18 protein-coding genes are annotated in these 21487 nt (G+C 68.4%); 14 read left to right on the top strand and 4 right to left on the bottom strand.

Annotation, left to right across the window (positions count from 1 at the left end):
• The first annotated feature begins 76 nt into the window (after positions 1-76).
• The 14 genes from ACE3SG_RS05785 (at position 77) to ACE3SG_RS05850 (ending at position 15919) form a co-directional block, all read left to right on the top strand.
• Positions 77-1558 (top strand): form I ribulose bisphosphate carboxylase large subunit, encoded by a 1482-nt coding sequence (locus ACE3SG_RS05785; protein ID WP_374563334.1) that lies wholly within the window; start codon positions 77-79, stop codon positions 1556-1558.
• A 345-nt stretch (positions 1559-1903) separates the two neighbouring features.
• Positions 1904-2338 (top strand): ribulose bisphosphate carboxylase small subunit, encoded by a 435-nt coding sequence (locus tag ACE3SG_RS05790; RefSeq protein WP_374563062.1) that lies wholly within the window; start codon positions 1904-1906, stop codon positions 2336-2338.
• Positions 2339-2349: 11 nt separating this feature from the next.
• Complete coding sequence (gene cbbX, locus ACE3SG_RS05795) at positions 2350-3309, top strand: CbbX protein (RefSeq protein ID WP_374563064.1); 960 nt, start codon at positions 2350-2352, stop codon at positions 3307-3309.
• Between the two features lie 32 nt (positions 3310-3341).
• Positions 3342-4418: a class 1 fructose-bisphosphatase gene (locus ACE3SG_RS05800; protein WP_374563066.1), complete on the top strand. Its 1077-nt coding sequence runs from the start codon at positions 3342-3344 to the stop codon at positions 4416-4418.
• A gap of 10 nt (positions 4419-4428) precedes the next feature.
• Positions 4429-5310, top strand: coding sequence for a phosphoribulokinase (locus tag ACE3SG_RS05805; protein WP_374563068.1), 882 nt, complete (start codon positions 4429-4431; stop codon positions 5308-5310).
• 129 nt (positions 5311-5439) lie between these two features.
• Entirely contained in the window at positions 5440-7506 is a 2067-nt protein-coding gene (gene tkt / locus ACE3SG_RS05810) for a transketolase (protein WP_374563070.1), read from the top strand.
• The gene (locus ACE3SG_RS05815; protein ID WP_374563072.1) at positions 7506-8222 is read left to right on the top strand and encodes an HAD-IA family hydrolase; all 717 of its coding nucleotides are present in this window, start codon (positions 7506-7508) and stop codon (positions 8220-8222) included. The genes tkt and ACE3SG_RS05815 overlap by 1 nt, the downstream gene beginning before the upstream one ends.
• Entirely contained in the window at positions 8210-9004 is a 795-nt protein-coding gene (locus ACE3SG_RS05820) for an HAD-IA family hydrolase (RefSeq protein ID WP_374563074.1), read from the top strand. Before ACE3SG_RS05815 ends, ACE3SG_RS05820 begins: the two co-directional genes overlap by 13 nt.
• Positions 9005-9251: 247 nt before the next feature.
• A complete protein-coding gene (locus ACE3SG_RS05825; protein WP_374563336.1) occupies positions 9252-10346 on the top strand; it encodes a polyamine ABC transporter substrate-binding protein in 1095 nt (364 codons plus the stop codon).
• A gap of 114 nt (positions 10347-10460) precedes the next feature.
• Positions 10461-11552: an ABC transporter ATP-binding protein gene (locus ACE3SG_RS05830; protein ID WP_374563076.1), complete on the top strand. Its 1092-nt coding sequence runs from the start codon at positions 10461-10463 to the stop codon at positions 11550-11552.
• On the top strand, positions 11549-12478 hold the full coding sequence (locus tag ACE3SG_RS05835; RefSeq protein ID WP_374563078.1) for an ABC transporter permease: 930 nt from the start codon (positions 11549-11551) through the stop codon (positions 12476-12478). The genes ACE3SG_RS05830 and ACE3SG_RS05835 overlap by 4 nt, the downstream gene beginning before the upstream one ends.
• Positions 12475-13335, top strand: a complete 861-nt coding sequence (locus ACE3SG_RS05840) for an ABC transporter permease (RefSeq protein ID WP_374563079.1) — start codon at positions 12475-12477, stop codon at positions 13333-13335. The genes ACE3SG_RS05835 and ACE3SG_RS05840 overlap by 4 nt, the downstream gene beginning before the upstream one ends.
• Positions 13336-13356: 21 nt before the next feature.
• Positions 13357-14730 carry a DUF3138 family protein gene (locus ACE3SG_RS05845; protein WP_374563081.1) on the top strand — a complete coding sequence of 458 codons (1374 nt, stop codon included), beginning with the start codon at positions 13357-13359 and terminating at the stop codon, positions 14728-14730.
• A 16-nt stretch (positions 14731-14746) separates the two neighbouring features.
• A complete protein-coding gene (locus tag ACE3SG_RS05850; protein WP_374563083.1) occupies positions 14747-15919 on the top strand; it encodes an ABC transporter substrate-binding protein in 1173 nt (390 codons plus the stop codon).
• 79 nt (positions 15920-15998) lie between these two features.
• Here ACE3SG_RS05850 and ACE3SG_RS05855 read toward each other — a convergent pair whose 3' ends face one another.
• The 4 genes from ACE3SG_RS05855 to ACE3SG_RS05870 form a co-directional block, all read right to left on the bottom strand.
• Entirely contained in the window at positions 15999-17378 is a 1380-nt protein-coding gene (locus tag ACE3SG_RS05855; protein WP_374563085.1) for a flavin monoamine oxidase family protein, read from the bottom strand.
• Positions 17379-17429: 51 nt separating this feature from the next.
• Entirely contained in the window at positions 17430-18932 is a 1503-nt protein-coding gene (locus ACE3SG_RS05860; protein WP_374563087.1) for an aldehyde dehydrogenase family protein, read from the bottom strand.
• Between the two features lie 207 nt (positions 18933-19139).
• Positions 19140-19967, bottom strand: coding sequence for a helix-turn-helix transcriptional regulator (locus ACE3SG_RS05865; RefSeq protein ID WP_374563089.1), 828 nt, complete (start codon positions 19965-19967; stop codon positions 19140-19142).
• A gap of 35 nt (positions 19968-20002) precedes the next feature.
• The gene (locus ACE3SG_RS05870; protein WP_374563091.1) at positions 20003-21484 is read right to left on the bottom strand and encodes an aldehyde dehydrogenase family protein; all 1482 of its coding nucleotides are present in this window, start codon (positions 21482-21484) and stop codon (positions 20003-20005) included.
• Positions 21485-21487 lie beyond the last annotated feature (3 nt).

Raw genomic sequence — 21487 nt, forward strand, 5'->3', positions numbered from 1 at the left:
TTCCTAGAGTGGGTTCACCGCGCCCCACCCGGCGCCAGCCGACCACCAAGGAGCCGCCGTGAACATGCCCGTGGACATGCCTGTCGCCCGCGACCTCGCTCGCGAGGCCACGCAGATCACCGACACCCGCCAGCGCTATTCGGCCGGGGTGCTCAAGTACCGCCAGATGGGCTACTGGGACGCCGACTACCAGCCGCGCGAGACCGACGTGTTGTGCCTGTTTCGCATCACGCCGCAGGAGGGCGTGGACCCGATCGAGGCGGCCGCCGCCGTGGCCGGCGAATCGAGCACCGCCACCTGGACGGTGGTCTGGACCGACCGCCTCACTGCCTGCGACAGCTACCGCGCCAAGGCCTACAAGGTCGAGCCGGTGCCGGGGCAGCCGGGCCAGTTCTTCGCCTGGGTGGCCTACGACCTCGTTCTCTTCGAAGAGGGCTCGATCGCCAACATGACGGCCAGCCTGATCGGCAACGTGTTCTCGTTCAAGCCGCTCAAGGCCGCCCGGCTGGAGGACATCCGCATCCCGGTGGCCTACGTGAAGACCTTCAAGGGCCCGCCGACCGGCCTCGTCGTCGAGCGAGAGCGGCTCGACAAGTTCGGCCGCCCGCTGCTGGGCGCCACCACCAAGCCCAAGCTGGGCCTGTCGGGCCGCAACTACGGCCGCGTGGTCTACGAGGGCCTGAAGGGCGGCCTGGACTTCATGAAGGACGACGAGAACATCAACTCGCAGCCCTTCATGCACTGGCGCGACCGCTTCCTCTACGTGATGGACGGCGTCAACAAGGCCAGTGCGGCCACCGGCGAGGTCAAGGGCTCGTACCTGAACATCACCGCCGCGACGATGGAAGACATGTACGAGCGCGCCGAGTTCGCCAAGGAGCTGGGCTCGGTGGTGGTGATGGTCGACCTGGTGATCGGCTGGACGGCGATCCAGAGCATGGCCCACTGGTGCCGCAAGCACGACATGGTGATGCACATGCACCGCGCGGGCCACGGCACCTACACGCGGCAGAAGAACCACGGCGTGAGCTTTCGCGTGATGGCCAAATGGCTGCGCCTGGCCGGCTGCGACCACCTGCACACCGGCACCGCAGTGGGCAAGCTCGAAGGCGACCCGATGACGGTGCAGGGCTACTACAACGTCTGCCGCGACAGCTTCACCAGGCAGGACCTGCCGCGCGGCCTGTTCTTCGACATGGACTGGGCCGACACCAAGAAGGTGATGCCGGTGGCCTCGGGCGGCATCCACGCCGGCCAGATGCACCAGCTGATCGACCTGTTCGGCGACGACGTGATCCTGCAGTTCGGCGGCGGCACGATCGGCCACCCGGCCGGCATCCAGGCCGGCGCGGTGGCCAACCGCGTGGCGCTGGAGTGCATGGTCAAGGCGCGCAACGAAGGCCGCGACATCAAGGCCGAGGGCCCCGAGATCCTGCAGAAGGCGGCGCAGTTCTGCACGCCCTTGAAGCAGGCACTGGAGACGTGGAAGGACGTGTCGTTCAACTACGCCTCGACCGACACCTCGGACTTCGCGGTGACGCCGGGAGTGGCGGCCTAGGAATACATGCGGCGAATACATGCGGCGGCGTGAGCGTGTCGAGGCGCCAGGGGGCTTCGCTCCGCTCATGTCCCCCGCCGACCGCCTGAGGGCGCTCGGCTCCTCCTAATACTTCGCTGCGCGAAGCCCCCTGTCCCCTCGACCGGCCACCGGCGTGGCTGTTGAAGGCAAGCAGTGCAGAAGCGGTGACGGGCCGAGAGTGCCGGGTGACTGGCGCAGCGAAGTATTAGGAGGAGGCAGCGGCCCTTGGGCCGCTGACGGGGGACATGAGCGGAGCCAGTCACCCGGCGATCTCGGCAAGCGCGAACGGCAGCAAGAGACAAACCCTCAACGGAGCACCAAGCCATGATGACCAACCCCACCGGCCACATCACGCAAGGCCAGTTCAGCTTCCTGCCCGATCTCACCGACGCCGAGATCGCGCTGCAGGTCGAGTATGGCCTGGCCAAGGGCTACGCCTGGAGCATCGAATACACCGACGACCCGCACCCGCGCAACACCTTCTGGGAGATGTACGGGATGCCGATGTTCGAGCTGCGCGATGCCGCCGGCGTGCTGATGGAGCTGAACGCCTGCCGCGCGGCGTTCCCCAACCACTACATCCGCCTGATGGCCTTCGATTCGACGCGTGGCGTCGAGTCGATCGCGATGAGCTTCATCGTCAACCGCCCCGCCGACGAACCCGGCTTCGGCCTGGTGCGGCAGGAAGGCCCGGGCCGCACGATGCGCTACACGGTGCATTCGTACGCCACCGACAGGCCCGAGGGCCAGCGCGCCTGAAGGAACCTGCGATGGGCCAGCCGCTCTACGCCATCCCAGGCAGCGCAGCACCCGCGCCGCTGCCGGCTGCGCCATCCGCTCCGGCCGCGCCCGCCGCGGCAGAGCGAACCGTCGCCGAGGTGCTCGCGAGCAGCCAGGTCGAGCCGGTGCTCGACGAGCTCGAGCGCGACCTCGTCGGCCTCGCGCCGGTGAAGCAACGCATCCGCGACATCGCCGCGCTGCTGGTGATCGACAAGCTGCGCTTGAACCTGGGCCTGGCCGCTCAATCCCCGAGCTTGCACATGTGCTTCACCGGCAACCCCGGCACCGGCAAGACCACCGTTGCGCTGCGCATGGCCGAGATCCTGCACCGCCTGGGCTACGTGCGCAAAGGCCACCTGGTGGCGGTGACGCGTGACGACCTCGTCGGCCAGTACATCGGCCACACCGCGCCGAAGACGCGCGAGGTGCTGAAAAAGGCGATGGGCGGCGTGCTCTTCATCGACGAGGCCTACTACCTCTACCGGCCCGAGAACGAGCGCGACTACGGCCAGGAGGCGATCGAGATCTTGCTGCAGGTGATGGAAAACCAGCGCGACGACCTGGTGGTGATCCTCGCCGGCTACAAGAACCGGATGGACACCTTCTTCCAGTCCAACCCCGGCATGGCCTCGCGCATCGCGCACCACATCGACTTCCCCGACTACGCGCACGGCGAGCTGCTGCAGATCGCCGACCAGATGTTGGCCGGCCTGAACTACCGCTTCGGCGACGGCGCGCGCGAGGCCTTCGACGACTACCTGGCGCGCCGCGTGGTGCAGCCGCATTTCGCCAACGCGCGCAGCGTGCGCAACGCGCTCGACCGCGCCCGCCTGCGCCAGGCCAGCCGCCTGTTCGCCGACCGCGAGCGCGCGCTGACGCGCGACGACCTGAGCACCATCGCGCCGGCCGACATCCGCGCCAGCCGCGTCTTCGCGGCACCCGCCGCCTGAACAACGACAAGACACCCACACGAGGAGACCCCATGCCTGCCACCCACCGCTGGACACTGACCCGCTACCTGATCGAGCAGCGCCGCCGCTTCCCACAGGCCAGCGGCGACCTGAACGCGCTGATCCTCGACGTCTCGCTGGCCTGCAAGGCCATCGCCCGCATCGTCGCGCAGGGCCGGCTGGCGCAGGCGCCGGCCACGGCCAGCGTCAACGTGCAGGGCGAAGAACAGAAGCCGCTCGACGTGACCAGCAACGAGCTGTTTCTGCGCATGAACGAGTGGAGCGGCCACCTGGCCGGCATGGCCTCGGAAGAGATGGACGAGCCGCGCCAGATCCCCGCTGCCCACCCGCGCGGCAAGTACCTGCTGGCCTTCGACCCGCTCGACGGCTCGTCGAACATCGACGTCAACGTGTCGGTGGGCAGCATCTTCTCGATCCTGCGCGCGCCGGCCGAGTTGGTCGACACGGGGCGCGACGTGGTCGAGGCCGATTTCCTGCAGCCCGGTGCGGCGCAGGTGGCCGCGGGCTACGCGCTCTACGGCCCGGTCACGATGCTGGTGCTGAGCGTGGGCGACGGCGTCGCCGGCTTCACGCTCGACCCCAACCTGGGCGAGTTCGTGCTCACGCACCCCCACATCCAGGTGCCGGCCGACACGCGCGAGTTCGCCATCAACAGCTCGAACAGCCGCTTCTGGGAGCCGCCGGTCAAGCGCTATGTCGACGAATGCCTGGCCGGCGCGGTGGGCCCGCGCGGCAAGGACTTCAACATGCGCTGGATTGCCAGCCTCGTGGCCGAGGCGCACCGCATCCTGATGCGCGGCGGCGTCTTCATGTACCCGCGCGACACGAAAGACCCGGCCAAACCCGGGCGCCTGCGCCTGCTCTACGAAGCCAACCCGATCGGCTTGCTGATCGAGCAGGCGGGCGGCCGGGCGAGCACCGGGCGCCAGCCGCTGCTGGGCGTCAAGCCGGGCGCGCTGCACCAGCGCATCGGGCTGGTCTTCGGCTCGAAGCACGAAGTGGAGCGCATCGAGCGCTACCACCACGAGCCGGCCACGCGCGAGGCCGAAGTGCCGCTGTTTGCCGCGCGCAGCCTGTTCAGAGACTGAAGGAGCGGCCATGTCAGAACGACACCCCATCATCGCCATCACCGGCTCGTCGGGCGCGGGCACCTCCTCAGTCACGCGCACCTTCGACAACATCTTCCGCCGCGAAGGCGTGAAGGCCGCGATCGTCGAGGGCGACAGCTTTCACCGCTTCGACCGCAAAGAGATGCGCGCCCGCCAGGCCGAGGCCGAGAAAGCGGGCAACGGCCACTTCAGCCACTTCGGCCCCGAGAACAACCTCTTCGCCGAGCTCGAGCAGCTGTTTCGCAGCTACGGCGAAACGGGCACCGGCACCACGCGCAAATACCTGCACGACCCGGTCGAGGCGGCGCCGTTCAAGCAGGAGCCGGGCACCTTCACGCCCTGGCATGCGCTGCCCGAGGGCACCGACATGCTCTTCTACGAAGGCCTGCACGGCGCGGTGGTCACGCCCGAGGTGAACATCGCGCGCCACCCCGACCTGCTGATCGGCGTGGTGCCGGTGGTCAACCTCGAGTGGATCCAGAAGCTCTGGCGCGACAAGAACGTGCGCGGCTATTCGGCCGAGGCGGTGACCGACACCATCCTGCGCCGCATGCCCGACTACGTGAACTACATCTGCCCGCAGTTCACCCACACCCACGTCAACTTCCAGCGCGTGCCGGTGGTCGACACCAGCAACCCCTTCATCGCGCGCGACATCCCCTCGCCCGACGAGAGCATCTGCGTGATCCGCTTCGCGAACCCGAAGGGCATCGACTTTCCCTACCTGCTCAACATGATCGACAACTCGTGGATGAGCCGGGCCAACACCGTGGTGGTGCCGGGCGGCAAGATGGACCTGGCGATGCAGCTGATCTTCACGCCCTTCATCTGGCGAATGATCGAGCGGCGCCAGCGTGCACAAGCACTGTGAGCCCCCACGCTCCCTTCCGGTCGCTGCCCCCCGAGGGGGCTCGCGCAGCGGCCCGGCAAAGCCGGATCCGCGCACGCCACTTGAATTGCGGCGGCTCCTGCGGAGCGCCTTCCCTCCCTGGAGCTGCCCATGAGTTTTGATTCCACCGAACGCGTGCTGCGGCCTGACAGCGGCCGCTTCGACCCGCTGGCCAATGCGCTGCGCGCGCTGGCGATCGATGCGGTGCAGGCCGCCAACTCCGGCCACCCCGGCGCGCCGATGGGCATGGCCGAGATGGCGGTGGCGCTGTGGCATCGCCACCTGCGCCACGACCCGGCCGACCCCGCGTGGCCCGGCCGCGACCGCTTCGTGCTCAGCAACGGCCATGCGTCGATGCTGCTCTATGCGCTGCTGCACCTGAGCGGCTACGCGCTGCCGCTGGACGAACTGAAGCGCTTTCGCCAACTTCACAGCCGCACGCCGGGGCATCCAGAGCTTGGCGTCACCCCCGGCGTCGAGACCACCACCGGCCCGCTCGGTCAGGGCCTGGCCAACGCGGTGGGCATGGCGCTGGCCGAGAAGCTGCTCGCCGCCGAGTTCAACCGGCCCGGCCACGCCATCGTCGACCACCACACCTTCGTCTTCCTCGGCGACGGCTGCCTGATGGAAGGCATCAGCCACGAGTCCTGCTCGCTGGCCGGCACCTGGGGCCTGGGCAAGCTGATCGCGCTGTACGACGACAACGGCATCTCGATCGACGGCCCGGTCGCCGGCTGGTTCGCCGACGACACGCCGCGGCGCTTCGCGGCCTATGGCTGGAACGTGATCGGCCCGATCGACGGGCACGACGTCGACGCGTTGGACGCGGCCATCACCGAGGCGAAACGCTCGGTGGGCAAGCCGACGCTGATCGCCTGCCGCACGACGATCGGCCGCGGCTCACCCGCGCGCGCCGGCACGGCCAAGGCCCACGGCGAGCCGCTCGGCGCCGACGAGGTGCAGGCCACGCGCGCAGCGATCGGCTGGCCGCATGCGCCGTTCGAGATCCCGCCCGAGATCGCGTCGGCCTGGGACGCCCGCCGGCGCGGCGCCGAGGCGCACGCCGACTGGCGCGCCCGCATGACGGCCTACCGTACCGCGCACCCGGCGCTGGCGGCCGAGCTGCAGCGGCGCCTGGCCGGCGAGCTGCCGCACGACCATGCCGAAGCGGTGTTCGGCGCAATCACCGAGTTCGCCGCGTCCACAGCGCCGGTGGCCACGCGCAAGGCCTCGCAGCAGGTGCTGGCGAGGCTCGCGCCGACCTGCCCCGAGCTGCTCGGCGGCTCCGCCGACCTGACCGGCTCGAACCTCACCGATTTCCCCGGCAGCGGCGCCGTCAAGGCGGGTCAGCTGCAAGGGGGTGGCCGCCACGTGCACTACGGCGTGCGCGAGTTCGGCATGGCGGCGATCATGAACGGCCTCGCGCTGCATGGCGGCTTCGTGCCCTATGGCGGCACCTTCCTCACCTTCAGCGACTACAGCCGCAACGCGCTGCGCATGGCGGCGTTGATGAAGCTGCGCGTGGTGCACGTCTTCACCCACGACTCGATCGGCCTGGGCGAAGACGGCCCGACGCACCAGCCCGTCGAGCACGCGGCCAGCCTGCGCCTGATCCCCAACCTCGACGTCTGGCGCCCCTGCGACGCGGCCGAAACGGCGATCGCCTGGACCGAAGCCCTCGCGCAGCGCCAGCGCCCCTCGGCGCTGCTGCTGTCGCGCCAGGCGCTGCCCGCGCAGGCGCGCGAACCCGGGCAGGTGCCGGCCATGCGCCGCGGCGGCTATGTGCTGACTGACCGGCCCGGGGCGCGCGCGGTGATCCTCGCCACCGGCTCCGAGGTGGCGCTGGCGATCGAGGCGCAGCGCCTGCTCGATGCGCGCGGCATGCCGGTGCGCGTGGTCTCGCTGCCGTCGAGCACGGTGTTCGACCGGCAAGAGGCCGCGTGGCGCGAGGCCGTGCTCGGCCGCGGGCTGCCGCGCATCGGCGTCGAGGCCGGCGTCACGCGCTGGTGGGGGCAATACGGTTGCGCCGCCGCGCTGGGGATCGACTGCTTCGGCGAATCGGCTCCGCTGGCGGCACTGGCCACGCACTTCGGCCTCACCGCCGAGGCGCTGGCCGATCTCGTGCAAGCCCATGCCGCCGCGCCGAAGACGGCGCTGATCGACCAGGGCTGCATGTGATGGCCTACGACCTCATCAGCTTCGACCTCGACGGCACGCTCGTCGACTCGGCCGCCGAGATCGCCGAGGCCGCCAACCGCGCGCTGCAAGACCACGGCATCGCCCGCCGGCCGGTGCACGAGATCACGCTGCTGATCGGCGCCGGCACACGCGAGCTGATGCTCAAGCTGCTCGCCCGCGCCTTTCTCGACCAACCGGCGCTGGCCGACCGCACCGATGTCGACGCGGTGCTCGCCAGCCTCGACAGGCACTACGCACAGACCGCCGGCAGCTCGGCTGCGCCCTACAGCGGCGCGCGCGCCGCGCTCGTGCAGTTGAAGCACGCCGGCGTCAAGCTCGCCTGCGTCAGCAACAAAGAGCTGCGCCACCTGACGCGCGTGCTGCAAGCCACGCGGCTCGACGCGTATTTCGACCTCGTCGTCGGTGGCGACAGCTACGAGCACAAGAAGCCGCATGCGGGCGTGTTGACGCGCGTCGCCCTCGAGCTGCGTGTGGACACCGCGCGCATGGCCCACGTGGGCGACTCGGCGCTCGACGTGCAGGCCGCGCGCAACGCCGGCGTTGCCGCCTGGGCCGTGCCGTATGGCTACAACGCCGGGCAGCCGATCGAAGACGCGCAGCCGCAGCGCATCTTTTGCAACCTGCTCGAAGTGGCCGCGCACGCGCTGGCGCAGCGCCGCGCGAGCCCGCTGGAGACAACGGCATGCAAGACCTGAAAGCCTTGCTCTGGGACGTGGACGGCACGCTCGCCGAAACCGAGCGCGACGGCCATCGCGTCGCCTTCAACCTCGCCTTCGAGGCGCTGGGCCTGCCCTGGTGCTGGAGCGAGTCGCGCTATGGCGAGCTGCTGCGCGTCACCGGCGGCCGCGAGCGCCTGCTGCACGACATGGCCGGCCGCACCGATGCGCCGGTGCCGCCCGCGCAGCGCGAGGCGCTGGCGCGCGAGCTGCATGCACTGAAGAACCGCTTCTACGCCGACATCGTGCACAGCGGCGCCCTGCCCTTGCGCCCCGGCGTGGCCGGCTTGATCGCCGAGGCCCGCGCGGCCGGCGTGCGCCAGGGGATCGTCACCACCACCAGCCGCAGCAACCTCGACGCGCTGCTGACCCAAGCCTTCGGCCCGCGCTGGGCGGCCGGCTTCGAGGTCACCGTCTGCGGTGAAGACGTGCAGCACAAGAAGCCCGACCCGCAGGCCTATCTCGCCGCGCTGGCGGCGCTGCGCCTGTCGCCGCTGGAGACGGTGGCGATCGAGGACTCGCCCGGCGGCGTGGCTGCGGCGCGCGCCGCCGAGGTGCCGGTGCTGGTGCCGCTCAGCCGCTACTTCGCCGACGCGATCATCGACGACGCGATCGCCATCGGCCCCGACCTGGGCCAGCGCCGCGGCTGGCGGCCCCGGCTCGAAGACGCTTGCGGCGACGGCCCCGTCACGCTGAGCGACATCGCCGCCTGGCGCGCCGAGATGAACTCGCTGTCCCATCCGCAGCCGCACCCGGCCTGACCGGCCCATCGATGAGCCCCCGTGCCTCGGCCGTGTCGACGGCCTGAGGCCGCTGGCGCCATCGGTGAGGCACTGCAACGCACCGTGATCCGCCCGCCGCGCCCTGCGGGCCGACCGTCGCCACCAGCGCTACCCCGTCTGTCCTCCAGCGGGCCGACATACAGCGCCGCGCCGCGCCTTTACCGTGAGGCACCGGCCATCGCACCACGGAGATACCCAGATGAAACTCCCGTCCGCCCGCTCGGGCATGACGCTCTTTGCCACCACGCTGCTGGCCATCTTGAGCAGCCCTGCGCAGGCTCAGGAGGAAGAGAAGGTCCTGAACATCTACAACTGGTCCGACTACATCGCCGACGACACGATCCAGAACTTCGAGAAAGAGACCGGCATCAAGGTCCGCTACGACAACTTCGACAACAACGAGATCCTGCACGCCAAGATGGTGGCGGGCAAGACGGGCTACGACATCATCGTGCCGTCGTCGAACTGGGGCGCGCTGCAGATCTTCGGCGGCCTGCTGTTGGAGCTCGACAAAGCGCAGATCCCGAACCTGAAGAACGTCGACCCCGGCATCAACGCGCAGCTCGGCAAGATCGACCCGGGCAACAAGTACCTGGTCGACTGGCTGTGGGGCTACACGACGATCGGCATCAACGTCGACAAGGTCAAGGCGGCCATCGGCGGCCCGCTGCCCGACAACGCGTGGGACCTCGTCTTCAAGCCCGAGTACATCAGCAAGCTGAAGTCTTGCGGCGTGTCGTTCCTCGATTCGGCCGACGAAGTGGTGCCCGCTGCGATGCACTACCTGGGCCGCGAACGCATCTCGAAGAACCCGGCCGACTACGCCGCGGCAGCCGGCCTGCTGAAGGCGATCCGCCCGTACGTGACGCTGTTCAGCTCGTCCGGCTACATCAACGACATGGCCAGCGGCTCGATCTGCGTGGCGCTCGGCTGGTCGGGCGACATCAACATCGCGCGACAGCGGGCGATCGACAGCAAGAACGGCCAGAAGCTGCAAGCGCTGCTGCCCAAGAACGGCGGCCTGCTGTTCTTCGACACGATGGCCATTCCCGCCGACGCGCCCCACCCCGGCAACGCGTACAAGTGGATCAACTACATCCTGCGGCCTGAGGTCAGCGCCTCGCTGACCAACAAGGTCTTCTACGCGAACCCGACCTACGGCGCCTCGAAGAAGTTCGTCAGACCCGAGGTCGCCAACAACCCGACGGTGTTCCTGTCGGAAGACAACCTGGCCAAGATGAAGGGCGCCTCCGACCAGTTGAACAACGAGATCCGGCGTCAACAGAACCGCGTCTACACCTCGTTCAAGACCGGACTCTAAAAACCAAGTGGCGTGCGCGGATCCGGCTTGGCCGGTCCGCTGCGCGAGCCCCAGAGAGCTGAAGGATCTCTTCGTGATCCTGGGGGCAGCGACCAGAGCGAGCGTGGGGCAACTATGAACGACAACGCGAAGTTCCTTCAGATCCAGGACGTGGTGAAGGACTTCGGCGGCTACAAGGCCGTCAACCATGTGAACCTCGACATCGCAAAGGGCGAGATCTTTGCGCTGCTGGGCTCGTCCGGCTGCGGCAAGACCACGCTGCTGCGCATGCTCGCGGGCTTCGAGACGCCCACCTCCGGCCGGATCGTGCTGAACGGCGTGGATCTCGCGGGCATGCCGCCCTACGAACGCCCGCTGAACATGATGTTCCAGTCGTACGCGCTGTTCCCGCACCTCACGGTGTGGGACAACATCGCCTTCGGCCTGCGGCGCGATGGGCTGCCTGCCGAGCAGGTGGCGGCGCGTGTCGAGGCGATGCTCAAGCTGGTGCAGCTGGGCCGGTACGCCAAGCGCAAGCCGCACCAGCTCTCGGGCGGCCAGCAGCAGCGCGTGGCGCTGGCGCGCAGCCTGGCCAAGCAGCCGCAGATGCTGCTGCTCGACGAGCCGCTCGCGGCACTCGACAAGAAGCTGCGCGAGGAAACCCAGATCGAGCTGGTCAACATCATCGAGCAGGTCGGCGTGACCTGCGTGATGGTGACCCACGACCAGGAAGAGGCGATGACGATGGCCACGCGCATCGCCGTGATGAGCGAAGGCCGCTTCGTGCAGGTGGGCGCGCCGAAGGCGATCTACGAGACGCCCGCGACCCGCTTCGTGGCCGACTTCATCGGCAACGTGAACCTGATGGAAGGCACGCTCGCCGTCGACGAGCCTGATCACGTGGTGGTCGAGTGCGCGGACTGCCGGCATTACGTGGGCCACGGCATCACCGGCACGGCGGGCATGCCGGTGGCCATGGCGCTGCGCCCCGAGAAGATCCACCTGAGCCCCAGCGAGCCGGCGGGCGAATTCAACAAGGCCCGCGGCACGGTGCAAGAGCTGTCGTACTTCGGCAGCTTCACGGTCTACCGCATCAAGCTCGGCAGCGGTCTGCTGATGGCCGTGAGCCAGGCCAATACCGCGCGCCACCGCGAGCACGATTTCACCTGGGGCGACACCGTGTGGGCCCAATGGACGGATGCGACGCAGGTCGTGTTGACCCAATGAGTCGAGCCGTGTCGAAGCCCCGCTTCAGAGGCGGCCGCGCCGTGGTGGTCGGCATCCCCTTCGCCTGGTTGCTGGCGTTCTTCTTCGCGCCGTTCCTGATCGTGCTCAAGTACTCGGTGTCCGAGATGGGCGCCGTCACGGTGCACGACGTGGCGACCGTCGCCGAGGGCACGGTCAAGCTGGCACTGAAGTACGCCAACTACGTCTTCATCGTCTCCGACGACCTGTACTTCAAGGCCTACGCCTCGAGCGTCAAGTACGCCGCGATCACGACCGCCTGCTGCCTGTTCATCGGCTACCCGTTCGCCTATTTCATGGCCCGCTCGCGTGCCACGCTGCAGCCGACGCTGCTGATGATGGTGATGCTGCCGTTCTGGACCTCGTTCCTGCTGCGCGTCTATGCCTGGAAGGGCCTGCTCGACGAAGGCGGCTGGGTGGCCAGCCTGCTCACCGCGCTGCACATCGACACCGTCTTGCAGTGGGCCGGGCTGATCGACGCGGCGGGCCTGTACATGCACACGCCCTTCTCGCTGCTGGTGGGCATGACCTACACCTATGTGCCGTTCATGATCCTGCCGCTGTATGCCCACCTGGCCAAGATGGACCTGCGCTTGCTCGAAGCCGCGGCCGACCTCGGCGCCACGCCGTGGGCCACCTTCTGGCGGGTGACGGTGCCGCTGTCCAAGGCTGGGGTCATCGCCGGCTCGATGCTGGTGTTCATCCCCTGCATCGGCGAGTTCGTGATCCCCGAGCTGCTGGGCGGCCCGCAGACGCTGATGATCGGCCGCGTGATCTGGGACGAGTTCTTCAGCAACAACGACTGGCCGATGGCCTCGACCGTGGCGGTGGTGCTGATCATGCTGATCGTCGTGCCACTGGCGGTCTTCAACAAGTACCAGGCCGAAGCGCGGGAGCTTGCGTCGTGAGCCGCGCAGTCTTCAGCGGGCGGTTCGCGTCCGGCTTCGGCAGGGGCTGGCTGGTGGGGGGCTTTCTGTTCCTCTACCTCCCGATGCTCACGCTGATCGTCTATTCGTTCAACAAGTCGCCACTGCCCACGGTCTGGGGCGGCTTCACGCTCGAGCTCTACGTCAAGCTGGCCAACGACGGCGAGATTCTCTCGGGCCTGTGGCTGTCACTGAAGATCGCGTTCTGGTCGGCCACGCTGTCGGTCGTGTTCGGCACGATGGCCGCGTTCGCGCTGGTCAAGTACAAGCGCTTCTTCGCCCGCACCTTCTTCTCGGGCATGGTCAACGCACCGCTGGTGATGCCCGAGGTGATCCAGGGCCTGTCGCTGCTGTTGATGCTGGTGGCGATCCAGAAGGCCGTGGGCCTGCCCGAACGCGGCTTCATGACGATCCTGCTGGGCCACATGGTGCTCGGCCTGGCCTATGGCGCGGTGGTCATCTCGGCTCGCCTGCAGGAGCTGAACCCCCAGCTCGAAGAAGCGGCCATGGATCTCGGCGCCAGGCCCTGGGCGGTGTTCTGCCTGGTCACGCTGCCGATGATCGCCCAGTCGCTCGCCTCGGCCTGGCTGCTGACCTTCAGCCTCTCGCTGGACGACGTGGTGACCTCGGCCTTTCTCTCGGGCCCGGGCGCCACGACGCTGCCACTGGTCATCTTCTCGCGGGCCCGCCTGGGCTTGAGCTCCAGCAGCATCAACGCGGTGGCCACCGTGACGATCGTCGTCGTCGCCCTCTGCGTCACGGTCGCCAGCCTCATCGTCGCCCGCGCCGAGCGCCGGCGTGCCGCCGAGATCAGCGCCGCCCAACGAGACCAGCGCTGAAGCCCTTCACCTGGAGACCCCATGAAGTACGTTCGATCGACTGCCCTGTCCGCGGCCCTCGCTGCCGCCTTTGCCGCGCCCGGCGCCCAGGCCCAGAGCAACGAGGCCTTGCTCAAGGAGCTGAAGGCGCTGCGCGCCCGCGTCGAGGAACTGGAGCAGAAGGTCGCCACGCCGCCCAAACCGGCCGAGCCCCGATGGGGCATGACGCCCGAGCAGGTGCAGGAGTTCAACCGCCTCTCGGTCAAGACCGAGGCGCTGGAGGACCAGCTCGAGAGCCAGGGCTACAAGGGGCTGAAGATCACCGGCTTCATGGAGCCGGTGTTCATCTACAACCAGCGCCGTGACCGCGCCGGCTTCCAGTTCTTGAACCAGCAGGCGGACGGCTACAACTACGACACGTCGTTCATGGGCTCGGTCTCGCTCGACCTGCTGAAAGAGACCGAGGGCGGCACGCTGTGGCACCTGACGCTGACGCCCAACCGCGGCGCCGGCGCGGCCATCGACGGCCTGAGCATCGTCCAGGAGGCCAGCGTCTCGGTGCCGCTGGGCAGCCTGCAGACGCGCCTGATCGCCGGCCAGATGCCCGACTGGTCCGGCTACGAGTACCAGCAGCCGACACTGAACCCGTTCACCACGCACAACCTGCTGTTCGACTTCACGCTGCCGGTCAGCTACACGGGCGTGGGCCTGGATCTGAAGGACGGCCAGTGGTGGGTGCGCACGGCGATCGCCAACGTCAACGCGGCGATCCGCCAGGACCATGAAAAGTCGCCGGTCTGGGTCTTGCGGGTCGACTATGCCAAGGGCGAATTCGGCGGCTGGGGCTTCGCCAGCCTGGTCGGCAAGTCGCCCAACTTCAACACCGGCGGCAACACCATGGCCGTGATGGCCGAAGCCGACGGCTACTTCATCCGCGGTGACTGGACGCTGCAAGGCCAGATCAGCGCCGGCAGGCAACAAGACGGCGCGATCACGCCGGCAGCCGATGGCCGATGGCGCGATGCCCAGTGGGTGGGCCTGTCGGGCCTGGCCGGTTATCTCTTCACGCCGCGCCTGCAGGGCCTGGTGCGCGCCGACTACATCAACAACGACAAGAACGGCGGCGGCCTGTTCACCTACAACGGCTACACCAGCGTCGACAAGACGACGGGCGCACCGATCTACGGCAACGACGACCGCAACGGCCTGGGCCCCGACCTCTCGGGCAACGTCGACAAGGGCGCCAACCGCTATGCCGTGAGCCTGGGCATGAAGTACGCTTTCGACCAGGCGACGACGCTGAAGTTCGAGTACCGCCTGGACGGCGCCGACCGCGCCGTCTTCCTGGAGGTGAAGGACGGCCGCCACAAGAAGACCAACGCCCTGCTGGGCGCATCGATGGTCGTGGCGTTCTAGCGCCTGCCGCAGCGCCATGCGACAAGGTCATGCCGAGCGCCGCCGATTCTTGACCGGCACGGCGGCGACGGCGGTCGCTGCCAGCCTTTCGAATCTGTCGCATGCCGCCGGGCAGAACAACATCCGCCTGGGCCAGTCGGTGCCGCTGAGCGGCCCCGCGCAGGAGCTGGGCATCGAGTACCAACGCGGCCTGCGGCTGGCCTTCGGCTTCGCCAATGCCCAAGGGGGCGTGGAGGGCCGGTGGATCGAGCTGGTCAGCTACGACGACCGCTACGAGCCCGAGGCGGCCCTCGCCAACACGCGCGACCTGCTCGAAGTCGAAAACGTATTCGCCCTGATCGGCTACGTGGGTGCCGAAAGCGTCAACCGCTGCCTGCCGCTGGCGGTGAGCGCCGGGCTGCCCTTCATTGCGCCGCTCACCGGCGCCGAAAGCCTGCGCCGCAGCCCGCCACGCGCCCTGTTCCATCTGCGCCCCGGCCTGGCCGCGGAAACCCGGCTGATCGCCCAGGCGATGCAGACCTTGGGCATCGCGCGTGTGGCGGTGCTGCAGCAAGACGATGCCGATGGCGCCGCCGGGGTGCTGGCGCTGCTCGAGGCCATGCATGCGCAAGGCATGCCGCTGCCGACCGCCATGGCCAAGCTCGGCCGCAATTCCACCGGCAACGTCGAACTCGGCTCGCGCGACATCCGGGCGGCCGCCGAGGTGCTGGCCGCCGCCCATCCGCAGGCGCTGGTGTGTCTTTCGGCCTATGCCACGACCGCCGCGCTGCTCAGGGCCCTGCGCGACGCGGGGTTCGCCGGCCCCTGCTACGCCACCAGCTTGTCGAGCGCGGCGGCGATCGGCCCGTTGCTCGGCACACGTGTGGCGGGCTTGTGCGTCACGCAGGTCGTGCCTTCGCCGTTCGATGCCTCGAAACCGGTGGTGGCGAGCTACCAGCAGCAATTGCGCGCGGCCGGCGGCACGCCCGAATACGTGTCATTGGAAGGGTGGATCGCCGGCCTGGCCACCGTGCAGGCCTTGCGGCGCATGCAGCGCAGCGCCACGCGCAGCGCGCTGATGGGCGCGCTGGAATCACTCGGTGGCACCGACCTCGGCGGCTTCACGCTGCGCTGGGATGCCGCACACCGGCAGGCATCCGGCCAGGTCAGCCTGACGATGCTCGACGACACCGGCCGGCCGCGCCGCTGAAGCGCGGCCCGGTGCGGCGGTGGGTGGGATAGAAGTGGGATTGAGGGCCGCGCCGACCCCAGCTCGGCGCGGCCGTGCACTACAGCGCCATGATCTGGTTGGCGGCGCGTTCGCCGGTCAGATAGGCCCCGTGCGTGGTCTGAGGGTAGTCGCGGTTGGTGTGCTCGCCGGCGAAGAACAAGCGGTTGGACACGCCGGTGGCCAATGAATCGATCATCGCCCGGGTCGAGCCCACGGCGTAGAAGGAGTAGGAGCCATAGCTGAACGGATCCTGGTCCCAGCGGGTGAGCTGGTAGTCCACCGGGTCCGGGATGTCGTTGCCGAACATGTCGCGCAGCACGGCCATCGCCGTGTCCACGGTCTGCTGGTTGGTGAGGCTTTCGGTCTGCTGCCCGTAGAAGCCGGCGGTGAAGCCGATGATCACCGGCATGCCGTGCAGGCCGGGCGAGGGGTTGAACCAGTCGTGGAACTTGCCGAGCTCGGTGGATGACGGCACGTAGGCGAGCCAGTCGGTGGTGGGCCAGAAGACATAGGGGAAGCGCAGGACCACCTTGTCGAGCACCCCGGTGCCCATGCCCAGCTTGTTGATGGCCGTCTGCTTGGCACTGGGCAGTGCGGGGCTGAAGGTGATCTTGTTCTTCTTCAGCACCCCGAGCGGCACGGTGACGATCACCCGGTCGCCGGTGAAGGTGCCGGCGTTGGTGGTCACCGTGACGCCGCTGTTGGTGTAGGCCACCTTGCTCACGATCTGGTTGAGGCGAATGTCCTGCCCTTGCGCCAGGTAGGTGATGATCGGCTCGTAGCCGGTGTCGGGCATGTAGACCTCGGGCCCGGGAAACTCCTTGCCGGTGTCCCAGTACCACGCCGAGAGTTCGGCAGTGTCGCCGGCATATTCATAGCCGCCCAGCTCGCGCATCCAGTAGTCGGACAGCCGCTTGTCGTAGGCGTTCATGTTGTTGTAGCCGATCTTGCTCTTGGTGTACTGCATCAGCGACATCTCGGTGTTCGAGTCCGAGGCGTTGCCCATCGCCGTCTCGACCTTGTCGCCGATCTTGTTGAAGTAGGTCACCTGCGAGCTGGTCATCTGCCCGCTGCCGGCGAGGTAGTTGGTGTTGCTGTTGTACGAGTCGGAAACCAGCCGCAGGCCGAGGGCCTTGGCGATCGGCGTGAGTGGGTTGCCGCTGCCCGATTCGTGGATCCAGTGGGCGCCGAGGTCCATCGGCAGGTCGGCCCATTGGTGGCTGGTGTAGCAGCGCCCGCCAATGCGGTTGCGCCCTTCCAGGATGGTCACGTTGTGGCCGTTGGCCTTGAGCACTTGGCCGGCCCGCAGCCCGGCCATGCCGGCGCCGATGATCAGCACGTTCTGCCGGGCCGCAGCCTTGGCCGCGCCAGGCATCGCGACCGCAGAGGCTGCCACGGCGGCGCTGCCCGCCAGCTGCATCAATTGACGACGTTTCATCTGAGGTGTCTCCTACCGGTGGGTATAGAAAAAGAACACGGCGGTTTCTCCCTAAGAGGCCAAGGTGTGCCGAAACACGGTGGCTTTGATTTCGGTGTATTTGTCCAGCGCGTGCAGCGACTTGTCGCGGCCATTGCCCGATTGCTTGTAGCCACCGAACGGCACGCAGTAGTCGTCGCCGCCTTCGTCCCACCCGTTGACGAACACGGTGCCGGCGCGAAGCCGGCGGGCCACCGCGTGGGCGGTGCCGAGGCTGCTGGTCCACAGGCCCGCAGCCAACCCGTAGGGGCTGTCGTTGGCCTGGCGAATGACCTCGTCCGTGTCGATGAAGGTCTGCACGGTGAGCACGGGGCCGAAGATCTCTTCCCTCACCACCGCCATGTCGCCGTGAGGGCAGAGCAGGATCGTGGGCTCGTAGTACGAGCCGCCACGGCCCACGCGCGCGCGCCGGCCGCCGCACAGCAGCATCGCGCCGTCGCGAAGGCCACGCTCGACATGGCGATGCACGGTCTCGAGGTGGGGCTCGTCCACCAGCGCGCCCATGGTGGTGCTCGGGTCGAGCGGGTTGCCGGGCACGTGGTCTTGCGCGGCGTCGACCAGCTTGGGGATGAAGGCATCGGCGATCGACGCGTGCACGAACAGGCGCGAGGCCGCCGAGCACACTTCGCCCTGGTTGCCGAAGATCGAGCCCGCGGCGTTCTCGGCGGCGGCGTCCAGGTCCGGGCAATCGGCAAAGATGATCAGCGGCGACTTGCCCCCCAGCTCGAGCCAGGTGCGCTTGAGGTTGGACTCGGCGCTGTAGCGCTGGATGGCCTTGCCCACCTTGGTGGAGCCCGTGAAGACGATGCAGTCGACGTCCATGTGCCGGCCGAGCTGCTCGCCGATGGCGGCCGGCCCGGGCAGCACCTGGAACACCCCATCCGGTACACCCGCCGCGCGGCACAGCTGCCCGAGCTTCAGGGCGGACAGCGGCGATTTGCTCGAAGGCTTGAGCAGCACGCTGTTGCCAGTGGCGAGCGCCGGCGCCACCTTCCACACCGCCATCTGCAGCGGGTAGTTCCACGGCACCACCGCGGCCACCACGCCCACCGGCTCGCGCGTGGCCAAGCCCAGCAGGTGGGGCGCAAGGGGCAGGACCTCGTCGTTGCGCTTGTCGATGGCCTCGGCATACCAGTCGATGCAGGCGGCTGAATCCTGCGCGTCTTCGATGCTCTCTGTCAGCGGCTTGCCCATGTCGAGCGTGTCGAGCAGGGCCAGTTCGTTCACGTTCACCCGAACCAGCTCGGCCAGCCTCTTCAGCGTGGCCTTGCGCTCGCTCGGGCTCAAGCCCGACCAGGCACCACGCTCGAACGCCGAGCGCGCCGCCTGCACGGCGTCGTCGACATCGCTCGGGCTGCAGGCCGTCACGTGCGTCAGCAGGCTGCCGTCGATCGGGCTGTGCTTGGCGAAGGTCTTGCCATCGCTGGCGCTGCGCCACTGGCCGTTGATCAGCGCACGCGTCTCCATGTGAAGGTCTTGACCCACGGACGGCCAGTTGGCCGGGGCGTTGTGCATCGGTGCTCCCTGGTAGCTAGAGGCCGTGCAGTTCACTGGCCTGGTGCGCACACGGTAGGGGCACGGCGCGCCGCTGTATGTCGGCCAGTTGGATGACAGACCTGGCCAGCCAGGTGAGGTCGGCCCCGGTGGCGCTATGCTCACCGGCGCCCTGCGTCGGCCCCCTTGCAGGGCCAGCGCCGGCCTATCCCGAAGCCCGGCAGCCCCTCAGGGGTTTGGCGACGTGAAGCACCAGCTGAACAACTCGCCCTTGCCGCTCACGCCGATCTTTTCGAACGCACGGGCGGTGTAGGTCTTGACCGACGAGGCTTGCAGCCCCAGGTCGTCGGCCATCTGCGCCAGCGGCTTGCCCGAGAGCACGGCCAGGCACACGTCGAACTCGCGCGGCGACAGCTCGACGCCGTGGCGTTCGAGCTGGCGGGTGAGATGCTTGCGCAGGGTCGGGTTGTGGTCGAGGATGCTCAGCCGCGCCGGCAGGATCTCGGCGTGGTTGCGCAGCAGCGGCAATGCAAAGTCCGCCATGTGGTGCAGGGCGGCTCGCTCTTCTTCGCTGAACGGCGGCTGCTGCGCGGTGCGCATGAAATAGAGCACGTAGATGAAGTCGCCGAAGGCTTCGCAGATCGCGTAGTGCTCGGGCACCAGCCCACCGTCGAACCATTCTTGGCGTGCTTCTTCGGTGCGCACCTGGTCGGGGGTGATCTGGTGGCCCCGCGTCCCTTCGAGCCCGATGACCAGCGGCATCAGCGGGTCGAGGTGCCAGTGGCTCTCGAGGTAGGTCTTGGCTTCCTGCTCCAGGTCGTCATCGGGGTAGCCGGCGCCCGAGGCCGTGCCCAGCCATTCGATGTTGACCATCTTGGTGCGGGCCGTGTTGCGGGTGTGGCAGCACAGCTCGAGACACGCCACGGGCACACGTGCGTTGAAGAACGCCCACAGGAACTGCGGAAACTCCGGGTGGCCGAGCGCCCGGGTGAGGCGAACCAGCTCGTCGAAGCCGGGCAGAAGGTGGCGGCTGGGTTCGTGGTCGGCGGTCGGCATGGCCCATGCTACCGAAGCCGACGACGATCTGCACCTCAGTTCCGGTACCAGCCCACCACCCCCGGCTGCAGGTTGATGCTCACCTGTTTGACCTGTTGGTATTCCAGCAGGCCGTTGACCCCAAGGTCGCGGCCGTAGCCGCTCATCTTGTAGCCGCCCCAGGGCGCCTCGTTGAACGTCGGGTTGTAGCAGTTGATCCAGGTGACGCCTGCGCGCAGCTCCTTGATCACCCGCAGCGCCCGCGCGCCATCGGTGGTGAACACGCCGCCGGCCAGGCCGTAGGGCGTGTCGTTGGCCATCGCGATGGCCTCGGCTTCGGTCGTGAAGGTCTGCACCGCCACGACCGGGCCGAACACCTCTTCGCGGACGATGTCCATCTCGCGCGTACATCCATCGAACACCGTGGGGCGCACGAAGAAGCCTTGCGCGCAGCCGCCCTCGGTGTAGCGCTCGCCACCGCACACCAGGCGCGCGCCCTGAGCCTTGGCGCGCTCGATGTGCGCCAGCACCTTGTCGAGCTGGGCCTGCGAGACGATGGCGCCGATGTCCGGGTTGCCCATGCCGTCGCCGATCGTCATCGCGTTGGCGCGCTCGGCGAGCCGTGCCACGAAGCGCTCCGCGATGCCGCGCTCGACGAGGATGCGTGAGCCGGCCGAGCAGACCTCACCCTGGTTGAAGAACACGCCGATCATGGCCCACTCGACCGCGCCTTCCAGGTCAGCATCGGCGAAGATGATGTTGGGCGACTTGCCCCCCAGCTCCAGGCCCACCTTCTTCAGGTTGCCCACCGCGGCCGACGCGATGATCTGGCCGGTGCGGGTGCTGCCGGTGAAGGTGAGCATGTCCACATCGTGGCTCAGGGCGAGTTCGTGGCCGGCGGCCGGGCCGGTGCCGAGCACGAGGTTGGCCGTGCCCGCGGGCAGGCCCACTTGCTCGAAGATCTCGAACAACGCCACCGCCGACAGCGGTGTGATCTCGCTGGGCTTGAAGACCACGCAGTTGCCCGCCGCAAGCGCGGGGGCGAGCTTCCAGGTGGCCATCAGCAGTGGATAGTTCCACGGCGTGATCAGGCCGCACACGCCCACGGGCTCGTGCATCGCGAACGAATGCATCGGGCCGAAACCATCGCCCACCTCGTAGACGCCGCCCTGCGGCTTGCCGATCAGGCCGGCGTAGTACCTGAAGCAGGCAACCGCATCGTCGACATCGGCGCGGGCCTCGCGCAAGGGCTTGCCGTTGTCGCGCGTGTCGAGCTCGGCCAGCTCGTCGGCACGCGCCTTGACGGCATCTGCCACGCGGTAGAGCAGCTCGGCGCGGCGCGGGCCGCTCATGCGGCGCCATTCGCCCCGGCCGTAGAACGACGCCCGCGCAGCGGCGATGGCCAGGCGCGTGTCTTCGGCCTGGCTGTCGGTGACGATGCCGATCACCTGGCCATTGGCGGGGTTGATGACCTCGCGCGTGGCGCCGCCCACGGCGGCCTGCCAGCGGCCGTTGATGAAGTTCTGGTGGATGGTCATTGG

The organism is Ideonella sp., from assembly GCF_041914305.1.
Taxonomy (GTDB): Bacteria; Pseudomonadota; Gammaproteobacteria; order Burkholderiales; family Burkholderiaceae_C; genus Ideonella.

What these genes read in the sequence shown, in the direction of transcription:
- ACE3SG_RS05845 (WP_374563081.1), top strand. Translation starts at nt 13,357, where the DNA reads ATGAAGTACGTTCGATCGACTGCCCTGTCCGCGGCCCTCGCTGCCGCC.
- cbbX (WP_374563064.1), top strand. Translation starts at nt 2,350, where the DNA reads ATGGGCCAGCCGCTCTACGCCATCCCAGGCAGCGCAGCACCCGCGCCG.
- ACE3SG_RS05790 (WP_374563062.1), top strand. Translation starts at nt 1,904, where the DNA reads ATGATGACCAACCCCACCGGCCACATCACGCAAGGCCAGTTCAGCTTC.
- ACE3SG_RS05855 (WP_374563085.1), bottom strand. Translation starts at nt 17,378, where the DNA reads ATGAAACGTCGTCAATTGATGCAGCTGGCGGGCAGCGCCGCCGTGGCA.
- ACE3SG_RS05830 (WP_374563076.1), top strand. Translation starts at nt 10,461, where the DNA reads ATGAACGACAACGCGAAGTTCCTTCAGATCCAGGACGTGGTGAAGGAC.
- ACE3SG_RS05800 (WP_374563066.1), top strand. Translation starts at nt 3,342, where the DNA reads ATGCCTGCCACCCACCGCTGGACACTGACCCGCTACCTGATCGAGCAG.
- ACE3SG_RS05815 (WP_374563072.1), top strand. Translation starts at nt 7,506, where the DNA reads ATGGCCTACGACCTCATCAGCTTCGACCTCGACGGCACGCTCGTCGAC.
- ACE3SG_RS05825 (WP_374563336.1), top strand. Translation starts at nt 9,252, where the DNA reads ATGACGCTCTTTGCCACCACGCTGCTGGCCATCTTGAGCAGCCCTGCG.
- ACE3SG_RS05785 (WP_374563334.1), top strand. Translation starts at nt 77, where the DNA reads ATGCCTGTCGCCCGCGACCTCGCTCGCGAGGCCACGCAGATCACCGAC.
- tkt (WP_374563070.1), top strand. Translation starts at nt 5,440, where the DNA reads ATGAGTTTTGATTCCACCGAACGCGTGCTGCGGCCTGACAGCGGCCGC.
- ACE3SG_RS05870 (WP_374563091.1), bottom strand. Translation starts at nt 21,484, where the DNA reads ATGACCATCCACCAGAACTTCATCAACGGCCGCTGGCAGGCCGCCGTG.
- ACE3SG_RS05860 (WP_374563087.1), bottom strand. Translation starts at nt 18,932, where the DNA reads ATGCACAACGCCCCGGCCAACTGGCCGTCCGTGGGTCAAGACCTTCAC.
- ACE3SG_RS05805 (WP_374563068.1), top strand. Translation starts at nt 4,429, where the DNA reads ATGTCAGAACGACACCCCATCATCGCCATCACCGGCTCGTCGGGCGCG.
- ACE3SG_RS05835 (WP_374563078.1), top strand. Translation starts at nt 11,549, where the DNA reads ATGAGTCGAGCCGTGTCGAAGCCCCGCTTCAGAGGCGGCCGCGCCGTG.
- ACE3SG_RS05865 (WP_374563089.1), bottom strand. Translation starts at nt 19,967, where the DNA reads ATGCCGACCGCCGACCACGAACCCAGCCGCCACCTTCTGCCCGGCTTC.
- ACE3SG_RS05850 (WP_374563083.1), top strand. Translation starts at nt 14,747, where the DNA reads ATGCGACAAGGTCATGCCGAGCGCCGCCGATTCTTGACCGGCACGGCG.
- ACE3SG_RS05820 (WP_374563074.1), top strand. Translation starts at nt 8,210, where the DNA reads ATGCAAGACCTGAAAGCCTTGCTCTGGGACGTGGACGGCACGCTCGCC.